Source organism: Sphingobium yanoikuyae, from assembly GCF_034424525.1.
Taxonomy (GTDB): domain Bacteria; phylum Pseudomonadota; class Alphaproteobacteria; order Sphingomonadales; family Sphingomonadaceae; genus Sphingobium; species Sphingobium yanoikuyae.
In genome coordinates this window covers 2,420,864-2,432,650 of record NZ_CP139979.1, presented here as the reverse complement: position 1 = coordinate 2,432,650, position 11,787 = coordinate 2,420,864, and the positions used below count along the sequence as shown (strand labels likewise).

At 63.5% G+C, this 11,787-nt stretch carries 8 protein-coding genes and 1 other RNA gene; 7 read left to right on the top strand and 2 right to left on the bottom strand.

Annotated features, from left to right (window positions below):
- Window positions 1-32 precede the first annotated feature (32 nt).
- Both U0025_RS11170 and U0025_RS11165 read left to right on the top strand, forming a co-directional pair.
- Entirely contained in the window at window positions 33-1,430 is a 1,398-nt protein-coding gene (locus U0025_RS11170; protein WP_004207463.1) for an aldehyde dehydrogenase family protein, read from the top strand.
- Window positions 1,431-1,446: 16 nt separating this feature from the next.
- Window positions 1,447-1,788: a gamma-glutamylcyclotransferase family protein gene (locus U0025_RS11165; RefSeq protein ID WP_004207462.1), complete on the top strand. Its 342-nt coding sequence runs from the start codon at window positions 1,447-1,449 to the stop codon at window positions 1,786-1,788.
- Between the two features lie 210 nt (window positions 1,789-1,998).
- Here U0025_RS11165 and U0025_RS11160 read toward each other — a convergent pair whose 3' ends face one another.
- Window positions 1,999-2,763, bottom strand: a complete 765-nt coding sequence (locus tag U0025_RS11160) for an NRDE family protein (protein ID WP_004207461.1) — start codon at window positions 2,761-2,763, stop codon at window positions 1,999-2,001.
- 23 nt (window positions 2,764-2,786) lie between these two features.
- On the opposite strand from U0025_RS11160, the gene ssrA reads away from it, so the two are divergent.
- The 4 genes from ssrA (at window position 2,787) to U0025_RS11140 (ending at window position 8,550) form a co-directional block, all read left to right on the top strand.
- Window positions 2,787-3,141, top strand: a transfer-messenger RNA (tmRNA) gene (gene ssrA / locus U0025_RS11155).
- A gap of 298 nt (window positions 3,142-3,439) precedes the next feature.
- Window positions 3,440-3,820, top strand: coding sequence for a hypothetical protein (locus U0025_RS11150; RefSeq protein WP_004207460.1), 381 nt, complete (start codon window positions 3,440-3,442; stop codon window positions 3,818-3,820).
- A gap of 253 nt (window positions 3,821-4,073) precedes the next feature.
- The gene (locus U0025_RS11145) at window positions 4,074-5,759 is read left to right on the top strand and encodes a hypothetical protein (RefSeq protein ID WP_004207459.1); all 1,686 of its coding nucleotides are present in this window, start codon (window positions 4,074-4,076) and stop codon (window positions 5,757-5,759) included.
- Between the two features lie 91 nt (window positions 5,760-5,850).
- Window positions 5,851-8,550 (top strand): TonB-dependent receptor domain-containing protein, encoded by a 2,700-nt coding sequence (locus tag U0025_RS11140; protein ID WP_004207458.1) that lies wholly within the window; start codon window positions 5,851-5,853, stop codon window positions 8,548-8,550.
- 73 nt (window positions 8,551-8,623) lie between these two features.
- Here the strand turns inward: U0025_RS11140 and U0025_RS11135 are convergent, their stop codons facing one another.
- Complete coding sequence (locus U0025_RS11135) at window positions 8,624-9,133, bottom strand: hypothetical protein (RefSeq protein ID WP_004207456.1); 510 nt, start codon at window positions 9,131-9,133, stop codon at window positions 8,624-8,626.
- 761 nt (window positions 9,134-9,894) lie between these two features.
- Here U0025_RS11135 and U0025_RS11130 point away from each other — a divergent pair.
- A complete protein-coding gene (locus U0025_RS11130) occupies window positions 9,895-11,604 on the top strand; it encodes a restriction endonuclease (protein ID WP_323156771.1) in 1,710 nt (569 codons plus the stop codon).
- The last annotated feature ends 183 nt before the right edge of the window (window positions 11,605-11,787 follow it).

Here is an 11,787-nt window from a genome sequence, read left to right as displayed (position 1 = left end):
CTGTAGGACAGGCTTGGCGGTAGAGGGGCGGGATGCAGCTTCTTATCGATGGTGAGCTGGTCGATGGCGCGCGCGCGATCGACCTTGTCAATCCGGCGGACGGGCAGGTCTTTGCCGCCGCGCCCTGTGCCGATGCGGCGCAGGTGGAGCGGGCGGTGACAGCCGGACAGCGGGCCTTTGCCGGCTGGCGCGCGCTGGACTTTGCCGAACGTGGCGCGCGGATTGCGGCGCTGGCCGATGCGCTGGAGGGCCGGGCCGAGGATTTTGCTACGCTCCTGACGCAGGAACAGGGCAAGCCGCTGGCCGAGGCGCGGGGCGAGATAGAGGGGGCGGTGGCGGCGCTGCGCTATCATGCCGGGTTGCGGCTGGAGCCGGTGGTGCTGAAGGACAGCGCGGCCGAGCGCGTGGTCGAGCAGCGCCATCCGCTGGGCGTGGTGGCGGCGATCGTGCCGTGGAATTATCCGCTGCTGCTGCTGGCGCTCAAGCTCGCGCCGGCGCTGATCGCGGGCAATGTCGTGATCGCCAAGCCCGCGCCGACGACGCCGCTGACGACATTGATGCTGGGCGCGCTGGCGGCCGACATCTTCCCCGCCGGGGTGGTGCAGATGCTGGGCGATGCCGGCGATGTCGGGCCGATGCTGACGGCGCATCGGGGAATCGCCCATGTCAGCTTCACCGGATCGACCGCGACCGGGCGGCGGGTGATGGTGGCGGCGGCCGACACGGTGAAGCGCTTCACGCTGGAACTGGGGGGCAATGATCCGGCGATCCTGCTGGACGATGCCGATGTCGCGGCGGTGGCGCCGATCCTGTTCGACGGGGCGATGGGCAATGCCGGGCAGGTCTGCCTGGGCGTCAAGCGCATCTATGCGCCGCGCGCGCTGATGCCGGCGCTGGGCGCGGCGCTGGTTGCCTGCGCGGAGCGGGCGGTGGTCGGCGACGGGCGGGCGGCCGGCACGACCATCGGTCCGGTGCAGAATGCGGCGCAATATGCGCGGCTGGTCGATCTGCTGGCGGAGACGGGCGCGCAGGGGCGGGTGCTGCATGGCGGCGCCCCCATGGAGGGAGCCGGTTATTATATTGCGCCGACGATCGTCACCGACCTGCCCGACGCGGCGCGGCTGGTGCAGGAGGAGCAGTTCGGGCCGATCATCCCGCTGCTCGCCTATGAGGACGAGGAAGAACTGGTCCGCCGGGTGAATGACGGCCCCTATGGGCTGGGCGCGTCGGTATGGACCGCCGATGCGGCGCGCGGGCAGGCGATGGCGGCGCGGATCGACAGCGGGCTGGTCTGGGTCAACCGATTGTTCGACCTGCCCTTCGACGTGCCGATCGGCGGCGCCAAGCAATCGGGCATCGGCCGGCACCAGGGGCTGGCCGGGGTGGAGGAATTCACCCAGATCCGCATCGTCAACGCGGCGCTGGGCTGAGCGGAGGAGCGTGGTGATGACCGAGATATTGCTCTTTTCCTATGGCACGCTGCGGCTGGCGGAGGTGCAGATGGCGCTGTTCGGCCGGCTGGTGCAGGGCGAGCCGGATGCGATGCCGGGCTATCGCCAGCGCATGATCGAGATCAGCGATCCGGACGTGATCGCCAAGAGTGGCACGCGCTGGCACCCGATGGTCGAGCCGAGCGACGATCCCGAGGATGCGGTGGAGGGGACGCTGTTCCGCCTGACGGAGGCGGATGTCGCGAGCGCCGACGCCTATGAGGTCGATTATGTCCGGCGCGAAGTGGTGCTGCGGTCGGGGCGGCGGGCCTTTGTCTATGGGGGCAAGGAGGCTTAGGCTGGCAGCGCCAAGGCACATATATGGAATGGCGGGGAAGGGTGGGTTGCGGCCATCACACCTACGTCATGCTGAACTTGTTTCAGCATCCATCGGGCCCAACAAACTATTGGTCTTATGGGAGGAATGGACCCTGAAACAAGTTCAGGGTGACGATGTGGGATGGGCCGCTTCTGGTCGCTTCTAGACCGGCAGAACATATCCTCGCTGCTAGGCCGCCGGCCAATGGAAGGGGATGCGGCTGTCGCCCGTGACGTGGCCCTGCGCGTCGAAGCGGCGTTCCAAGGCGAGGCCGGTGCCGTCCGGGGCGATGGCGACGACGCTGCTGCAGCGTGTGCCATAGACGGGGTTGCGGATGAAGATGGGGGAGAGGGGTGGCTCCAGTGGGGCGTCGGACGGTGTGGCCGGGGCGATGCCGGTGGCGGGCAGGGTCTCGCGGCGCAGGGCTTCGAACAGGTTTTCGGGATCGGTCGCGCCGGCGACCAGCCATTGCAGCATCGCTTCCTTGAGCGCGAGCGTCTTGGGCCAGGGCTGGTCGAGCGGACCGTTGGACAGGCCGTAGAGGCCGGGCGCGAGCAGGCTGCGCTGGGGTTCGGGGCGATTGGTGAGGAAGAGGAGCCGGTCGCGGTCGGCGAGCAGCAGGTTGAATGGGTTGAAATCGTCGAGTGCCGCAGTGTTAGGATCGGCATAGGTGCCGCTGCCGGTCAGCAGGTCGGTGACCAGTGCGCCGCGTGAGGCGCGGTCGGGCAGGGGGTCGCCGAAGCCGCGCAAATTGGTGATGACGGCGACGCGGCCATCCTCGTCCGCGCCGAGCCAGGTTCCGCCCGATTGCAGGTCGCGCCCGGCGATCAGCCCCGGCCGATCGTCCCAGCGCGCCATCGCGGCGGCGGGGCGGGCATGATATTCGTCGCGATTGCCGATCAGGACGAGCTGCCAGCGCGGGTGTGCCCGCCAGGCCAGTGCCACGATACACATTTGCTACCTCCATCACCCAACACCGGCTTGATAAATGGCGCGGCCGCCGCCATATAGGGGGTGCCGGGCTCGCCCGGCTATGGTGATAAATCGTGTCGTATAATAGACGCAGCGGACCCGGGGGCAGTACCCGGCGGTTCCACCACATGTCCCGGATGGCCTTTGGTCTGGCGGGGTGTCTGATGGGGCCGAACTAGGATCGACGTGTGTTCAAAGGCGATGCTTTTACCCGGCCCGTGTAAGCCGTTAAACTGTGCAAAACTCACAAGTGCCAACGATAACGAAGCACTCGCCATTGCAGCGTAATTGAGGGCCTCACGGCCTGACATTACTCTAAAATAGCGCGGTTGAACCCACCGGGCAACAGAAGGGAATTCAGCGGCCCCCGGAGGCGCCGGGCAACAGAAGCCTCCGGACCCAATCCATCATCGATGTTTTTTCAGGCCACGCCGCTTGCGGTGCATGGCCTTTTTGCGCGTCCATGATGCGATTCGAATCGGGCGAAATTTGCATGCCACATTCGATTTCACTTTTATGACACTGATGTGAAAAACACATAAGCCAATGAAATTGCGTATATATAAAATGGAATCGGCGCCCATGCCTGATCTTGTGCCGATGTCATCAAGATGAAATAATTCCGGCTATGTTGGAAAGTTTTTTTCGGAGAAAATCGATGTTCAAGGCGGCGGCAGTTGCGGGCTTTCTTCTGGCTTCGGCAGTGCCGGCCATGGCGTCGGCGGCGGATGACGTGATCGTCAGCGTCGTGCCGGATGCGGGTCTGGCCGCGTCGGCGCTGCTCGCCCATGATTTCGACAAGGCCGCCCGCAAGTTGCAGGCGGTCTGGCCCGACACCATCAACGATCCGGCGCGCCTGATCAACCTGGGCAATGCCTATGCGGGGATGGGGCGCACCAGCGATGCGCGTGAGGCCTATGCCGCGGTGGCACGCGTGCCCGACATGACGCTGGTGCTGGCCGATGGCAGCGAGGAATCCTCGCGCTCGATCGCGCAGCGCGCCTCGGCCCGCCTGAATACGAGCTATGCGATGCGCTGAACGCCCTGTTTCAGTGGCTCGCGCAGGGGCGTCGTCCGGTGGACGGCGCCCCTTTCTGTTGGCTGTGGCGGTTGGGTCACTGTCTTTGAACTGTAATTTTATCGACCCCGATATGTCATAAAAGGAAAATGAGGCTGTCATTTACCGCGCCTACCTGCCGCTTCCGAGGGCGACAGGGGGCGTTGTCCGATTCGCTTTTCCCCCTTGCGCTCCGCATCGCAACAAACCCGGCAGAAGCCGGAGCGGAGACGACATGGCCAAGATCAACCGTATCCATAATATCCTGATGGCGGGCTGCGCCTGCGCGGCGCTGGCTGGCTGCGGCGCGGACGACATCGCTTCGCCCGGCACCGGCGGCGACGTGATCATCAACCCGACGCCGACCCCCACGCCGACGCCGACCCCCACGCCGACCCCGGCCGCCGTCACCCCGGCTGGCGGCTGCCCGACGATCGCCGACCCCCAGGGCCTGACGGATGATGGCACGATTTCCAATGCTGCCGGTGACAGCTGGCGCGTCTGCACGCTGCCGTCGATCATCGCCAAGAGCATCACTCTGCCGAAGATCGCCGGGCTGGTCTATCAGATGAAGGGGCGCGTCGACGTTGGTTGTGATAGCGGTTTTGCAGCGCCGACGACCTCTGCTCCGGTCGCCAGCACGACCGTGAATTGCACTAAGGAAAAAGGCTTTACGCTGAATGGCACGGTGACGTTGCCGTCGGGACAAACCGCGCCCGCGCTGACCGCAGACACCAACGTTACCCTGACGATTGAGCCAGGCGTCGTGGTGTATGGCGGCACCGGCACGAGCTGGCTGGCCGTCAATCGCGGCAACAAGATCAACGCCGTTGGCACCGCGACCTCGCCGATCGTCTTCACCAGCAGCGACAATATCAAGGGTATCGCCAGCGAAAGCTCGATGGGTCAGTGGGGCGGCGTCGTGCTGATGGGCCGTGCGCGCGTCACCGACTGCAACAGCGGCGGTTCCGTTGGTGCCGATACCTGCGAGCGCCAGACCGAAGGTTCGGCCGATCCGGCCGTCTATGGTGGTCGTGACGACACCTATAATGCGGGCACGTTGAAATATGTCCAGATCCGCTATTCGGGCTATGTGCTGGGTTCGAACTCCGAACTGCAGGCGCTGACGACTGAAGGCACCGGCAGCGGCACCACGCTGGACTATATCCAGAGCTTCAACAGCTCGGACGACGGCGCGGAATTCTTCGGCGGCACGGTCCACATGAAGCATTATGTCGCCACCGGCGCGGACGATGACAGCGTGGACGCCGACACCGGCATCCAGGGGCGCTTCCAATATGTGCTGATCGTGCAGCGTCCGGGCCAGGGCGACGCGCTGATGGAAATCGACAGCAATGGTCTGGAAAGCGATACCCCGCGCCAGAACACCATCGTCGCCAACTTCACCGCGATCCAGTCGCAGGGCAGCAGCAACAACGAAGCCAATGACCAGGCCTCGATCCTGAACCGCGGCAACAGCGACCTGACGCTGGTGAACGGCATCGTCGTGTCGCCCAACAACGAGTGCGTCCGCCTGCATGGCACCGGCACGACCTCGACCCGCGCCACGCTGACCGCCCGTTCGGTGCTGATGCAGTGCAACGCGACGAAGTATATCGGTTCGGGTAGCGGCGCGACCGCCTACACCGCCGCCGATGTTGCCGCCATCTTCAGCGGCAACAACAACAATGATGCCTACACGGCCTCGCTGAGCGCGGTGTTCATCAACGGTGCGGCCGAAACTGCCGCTACCGCTATCGACGCCAAGACGCTGGACAGCTTCTTCGACACGACGACCTATGTCGGCGCGGTCAAGGACGCCAACGACACCTGGTACGCCGGCTGGACCTGCAACTCGGCCTACGCGCCGTTTGACAGCACCAGCAACGGCCGCCGCGCCTGCACCTCGATCCCGCTCTAAGACGGGACGGACCTGATGCGGGGCGGGACGCGGCCATGATCGGCCGCATCCCGCCCCGAAACGTGCAATGACCTTATCTAGGGGATATTCGATGGCGACGCCGCTCAAGTTCGCGGGCCTGCTGCTGCTTTCCACTGCGCTGGTCGCGCCGGCCGCGCTGGCCCAGGAAGTGCCCGCGCCCGCCGATGCCACCAGGTCCGACCCGCAGGCGGCCGATCCTGCTGCCGCTGCCGGTCGTTCGACCGCCGAGGATCCGGAGGCGGCGCCCGACATTTCGGTCCCCGGTTCCGACATCATCGTCACCGGCCGCCGCAGTGCCAACGTCCAGAAGAATATTCCGGCGGTGGTTTCGGTCCTGTCTTCGGCCGATATCGCCCGGACGGGCGACGGCAATATTGCCGGCGCGCTGGGCCGCGTCACCGGCCTGTCGGTGGTCGGCAACGGCTATGTCTATGTCCGAGGCCTGGGCGATCGCTATTCGCTCGCACTGCTGAACGGTTCGCCGCTGCCCAGCCCCGAGCCGCTCAAGCGCGTCGTGCCGCTGGACCTGTTCCCGACCAACATCGTCTCTTCGTCGATGGTGCAGAAGAGCTATTCGGCCAATTATCCCGGCGAGTTCGGCGGCGGCGTCATCAACCTGACGACCAATGCGGTGCCGGCGGAAAGCTTCCTGACGATCAGCGGCGGTATCGGTGCCAACACCGAAACCACCTATCAGATGGGCTATAGCTATTATGGCAGCAAGAGCGACTGGACCGGCTTCGACAATGGCAGCCGCGACATTCCGCCGGCGCTCGCCGCCTTCTTCGCCAGCGGCGAACGGATCAGTTCGGGCAATGTCGACAGCACCGCGATCGCGGCGGAAATGGTGCGCTTCAGCAAGGGCACCGTCCAGCGCATCAAGGATATCGACCCCAATTATTCGGCGACCATCTCGGGCGGCACCTCGTTCGACCTGGGCGGTTCGACCCTGGGCCTGATCGCCACTGCCGGCTACAGCAACAAGTGGACCACGCGCGACCAGCGTCAGCAAAATTCGATCACGCCCGACCTGTCGGCGCTGAATTCGGATTTCCAGCGCGTCACCACCGACAATCGCATCGTCGTCAACGGCCTGCTGGGCCTGGGCCTGGAGTTTGGCGACAACAAGATCCGATGGACCAACCTCTATATCCGCGACACGCTCAAGCACACCCGCATGGGCCTGGGCAACACCCAGACCCAGCCGACGTCGGACATCATGGAGCAGGATACCGCCTGGTATGAGCGCCAACTGATCGACACGCAGGTGGTGGGCGAGTTCAAGCTGAGCCCGGCGTTCAGCCTGGACGTGCGCGGCGGCTTCGCCAATTCGCAGCGCGAAGCCCCCTATGAACTGTCGTTCGAATATATCCGCACCAATGCGGCGGCCGACCCCTATGGCAATCTGTTCGTCAACCGTCTGAACGGCAATACCGGCCAGACCGCGACGGTCAGCTTCTCCGACCTCAACGAGGATCTGTGGTCGGGCGGCGCGGACCTGACCTGGAAGCCGTCGGCCGACATGGCGCTGACCGCCGGCTATGCCTATGTCGACACCAACCGCACCAGCTCGCGCCGCGACTTCCAGTTCCGCGCGTCGAGCGACATGCCCGAGGGCGTGGGCGTGCTGCGCCCCGACCTGCTGCTGGCACCGGGCATCGTCAACGCGTATGATATTGCCCTGATCGAGACCAACGAAGGCAATCCTGCCTTCCGCGCGACGCTCAAGAACCATGCCGGCTATGGTAAGTTGAACTGGCAGATACTGGACGACCTGTCACTTGATGCAGGCGTGCGTTATGAAACGGCCAAGCTCAACGTGTCGCCGCTGCAGGTGTTCAGCACGCCGGGCGCCAGCACGGCCTCGACCCAGCTCGACAATGATTACTGGCTGCCCAGCGGCACGCTGACCTGGCAGATGCGCGACGACATGCAGGTGCGCCTGAACGCGTCGAAGACCATTGCCCGGCCGCAGTTCCGCGAGCTGATCTATCAATTCTATTTCGATCCGGACACCAACCGTCGCTATCAGGGCAACCCCTATCTGCAGGACAGCAAGCTGTTCAACGCGGAAGCGCGCTATGAATGGTATTTCGCGCGGGATCAGCGCTTTACGCTGTCGGGCTTCTACAAGACCATCGACAATCCGATCGAAACCTTCATCTCGCTCAACAGCGATGCGTTCATCACCAGCTTCGCCAACGCGCCCAAGGCCGACCTTTATGGTGGCGAAGTCGAGCTGCAGAAATATTTCGACCTGTCGTCCATGTCGGACAGCGCGTTCTTCTCGACCCGCCGTCTGGTGACGATCGCCAACTATACCTACACCAAGTCGAAGCTGAAGGTGAAGGAAGGCGATACGACCGCCGTGTTCGGCGCGTCGTCGACGCTGGCGACCGACTATTTCCGCAACGGTTCGCCGCTGACGGGCCAGTCGGACCATCTGGTCAACTTCCAGTTCGGCCTGGAAGACCAGGACAGGCTGTCGCAGCAGACGCTGATCCTGTCCTATGCCAGCAAGCGCGTGACCAGCCGTGGCCTGGCCAACCAGGACCAGCCGGACGTCTATGAACATCCCGGCATCAACCTGGACTTCGTGGCGCGCCAGGGTGTCTATGTCGCGGGGCGCCAGTTCGACGCCAAGTTCGAGGTGCGCAACATCCTCGGCAACGACTATGAGGAAAGCCAGTCGAACGGCACCAACAAGGTCATCTACAATGCCTATAATTATGGCACGACCTTCAACTTCTCGCTGTCGACGACCTTCTGACGTCAGGCACAGCCGAAACGGAAAGGGCGCCCGATCGGGCGCCCTTTTGCGTTGAGGGATCGGCGGCGCAGGCTCATTTCTCGATGAGCAGCTTCACGATCCGGCGCTTGCCAAAGCGCAGCGGGTCGGCGAACCAGGTTACTTCCACTTTCTGCCCTTCGCGCAGATAGGGCGGACCGCCGGCAAAGCCGCAGAAGGTCGCCACCGGACAGCGATTGCCGCCGCGCCAGGAGAAACTCTCCTCGCCGATGTCGAAGCCATGGGTGACATTGGTCTGATGCTTCTGGAAGGAGAGGGGTTCGGTATTCCGGCTGCGCATGCGGATGTCCCACAGCTTGCTGATCCGCCCCCTGGTCACGCTCATCTGGTCCATGTCCATGGCGCCGACCCGCAACTGGTCGACCAGCGGCAGGCCGCCGAACCACAGGCCGGCCAGCAGGATTGCAGCCGGCGTATAGCGTGGCATCCGTCGCCCGGATCGCTTCCACCAGCGGGCGCCCAGGAATAAGAGGGCAAAGAAGATCAGATAGAGGATCGCCGCCCAGTCGAACGGCGCCATGCTCCTGTCATAGGCTGTAACCACGCGATCCTCCCCCCGTGCCTTGTTCCCGTCATGCCAGGACGGGTGCGAAAGGAAAGAGGCTGGCCGCACGCGCGGGCGGGCAGGCGTGCAGCCATCGTTGTGGAGATGGGCGGCGGCGCTGCAAGGGGGCAGAGGCCCGACCCGCGACGCGCCAGTGGGATTCTCCTACGAAGTTCACAGTGTAAACGGGGTTTCGGGGCCTTTTGCCCCTGTGCCGCCCCCATGACGCGCGCGTCGCGCGCCGGGAACGCACCTGTTGGACGGCAGGGCAGGTCATGCCGCAGCGTCTCCCAAGCGCCTGCCAGGCGACAGCGAAGCGACAGGAACGCGCCTGTCGCGCACTTGTCGCGCGACAGGTGACAGGGATGAGGGGGACGGGAGGAAGCCGGTTCCATCGCGCAGGATAGAACAGAGAACGGGTGAGTAGGAAAGAGTGAGGCGCGGTAGGGAGGGGCACGTTTTGGCCGCTAGGCGACTATCCGGTTCGGAGTTGGGTTGCGTGGATAGCTGACGGTCGTGCGGTGTCGGCAGCCGACCAACTCAAGACGTTCAGCATCACTGACGTAAGCGTCAGCATTTGCCGTAACCCGCCGTTCAGATCACGCAAACCGGCCGGTCGGCTGTGCGGCCTCATCTCCGTCGTTCCATGAGCCATAAGCGAGACGCGATAGCCGTCGACTGATCGCAAGCTGACTTGCCGCAGGCCCCATTTTGCTCGAATGTCAAAGATGATACAGAGACGCTGAGGGGGGCTGCCAAGCATGAACGACATCACACTGCATTCGTCAAACTTAGATAAGCTTGAGATCGGGCCACTAAGCGCCAAATTTAGCGCGCGTGGCGATCGTATCCTGCGATATTACATTGATATCCGGCACAAGACAATGAACCTGCACCGCGAACTCGGCGCTCCCGAGTTGTTCATCTTGCAGAGCAAGGTCGATGCGCTGCTCGCCGATTGGGACGCAAAGCTAGTTGCATTCGAAACCAAGCGGCTGTTTCAGACCGGGAAGGGCGCGGCCGACGAAATGACTGCCGACGCGATCCGCGCCCAAGAGGGTATCGGTCGGATCCTTGCGCATACCCTAACGATCGACGACGCTATCGATTGGAACACACTTAAAGACCACAGCGCATATGCGATGCCCGCGAAGTTCCCCGAAGCGCGGCCCACCACCGCCGCACGGCCGGAGCCAGCCTACGAGGCTCCGCAAATCGGCTTACTCGATAAGCTATTGGGAAAGCGCAGACATCTCGAAGACCAGGTTGCAAGGCGTAACGCTCGCGCGGGTGAGGAATGGCGGACTGCGGAGGCTGAGCGCGAGGCAGGTTACGCGGCGGACATCGCAGCGTGGACACTTCGCGAAGAAGCGTTCTGGACCGGGCACGAGGCCGCAAAGGCTGAGTTCCTTGCCGCGCAGGCCGCTTCACATGCCAAGATCGACGCTTTGCGCAACGCGATCGCCGACCGTGATCCAGACGCCGTAATCGAGCATGCCTCGCTCGTCCTAGAGAACTCTGAGTACAGCGGATTGTTCGAGAAATCGTACGACATGCAGTATCGGCCGGCTGACCGGCTGCTCATGTTGGCGTACCGCCTGCCGGGACCCGATGACCTTCCACAGGTCAAGGCCGTCAAATACGTCAAGGCGACCGGCGAGCTAACCGAGACGCGCATTTCCGACCGTGATCGCAAGGCGAATTTCGATAGCGCGAGTTATCAGATTTGCCTGCGCACCCTTCACGAACTTTTCGAAGCCGACGTCGATGGCAACCTCGATGCTATTCTGTTTAACGGCATGGTCGAATCGATCGATCCCGCCACCGGACTGGAGCGGCAGGGCTGCATCATGTCGATCCTCGCGAAACGTGACGAATTTTGCCGCATCGACCTCTCCCGCGCCGATCCGAAGGCCTGCTTCAAGGCGCTGAAGGGCGTCTCCGCTGCAAACCTCGCCGCACTGGCGCCTGTCCCGCCGGTGATCGAGATGGATCGTGAAGATCGCCGTTTTATCGACGAACGCGAGGTAGTTGGCGGGATCGACGCCTCGACCAATCTCGCCTCGATTTCGTGGGACGATTTCGAGCACCTAGTGCGTGAGCTGTTCGAGAAGGAGTTCCTAAGCCGCGGCGGTGAGGTGAAGGTCACTCAGTCGTCAAGCGACGGAGGGGTCGACGCGATCGCCTTTGACCCCGATCCGATCAGCGGTGGCAAGATCGTTATTCAGGCGAAGCGTTACACGCGCACCGTCGGCGTTTCGGCGGTCCGCGACCTCTTTGGCACGGTGATGAACGAGGGTGCCTCACGCGGCATTCTTGTGACGACCTCTGATTACGGGCCTGACGCCTACCGCTTCGCCAGCGATAAGCCTCTGGCGCTGCTCAATGGAGCCAACCTGCTCCACATGCTAGAGCGGCACGGCTACCAGGCGCGAATAGACGTCGCCGAGGCTCGAGCTGCCCGACCTTGATGCGTCTCGCCATCTACCGGCATCAAGGCTTTGCTCGTTCGATGGATCACTGCAACGCGGAATTAAAAGGAGCGTTTTCCTGTTTTAACCGCCCGATCCTGCATATCCAATCATTCCGCTGTTGAGTTCTGGCAGATGCCGAATGACCGCTACTGGCCGGACCTGCCGTTCGCGAATTCGCGA